This is a genomic window from Stutzerimonas stutzeri (assembly GCF_000935215.1).
Classification (GTDB): Bacteria; Pseudomonadota; Gammaproteobacteria; order Pseudomonadales; family Pseudomonadaceae; genus Stutzerimonas.
Map to the genome: position 1 here is coordinate 1 of NZ_JXXD01000363.1, position 227 is coordinate 227.

Here is a 227-nt window from a genome sequence, read left to right on the forward strand (position 1 = left end):
AGTCGTTGCGATCGGTCTTGTTGCGCCGCCGATACGGACGCACGTAACGGGGGTGTAGAAGCACGACGCAATGGCCTTTCTCCTGCATCAACCGACCCCAATGGTGAGCTGTGCCACAGGCTTCCATCACCCACTCGACAGGCTCGATCTGCTCCTGTACATATCGCGCGAATGCCCCGGCATCGAGCCGCTTGCGCCGATCCACTCGGCCGACCTGGACACTCTCG

1 pseudogene is annotated in these 227 nt (G+C 61.7%); it reads right to left on the reverse strand.

Features of this window, described 5'->3' with window-relative positions:
* A pseudogene (locus LO50_RS24500) lies at positions 1–227 on the reverse strand (IS110 family transposase); the annotation flags it as partial.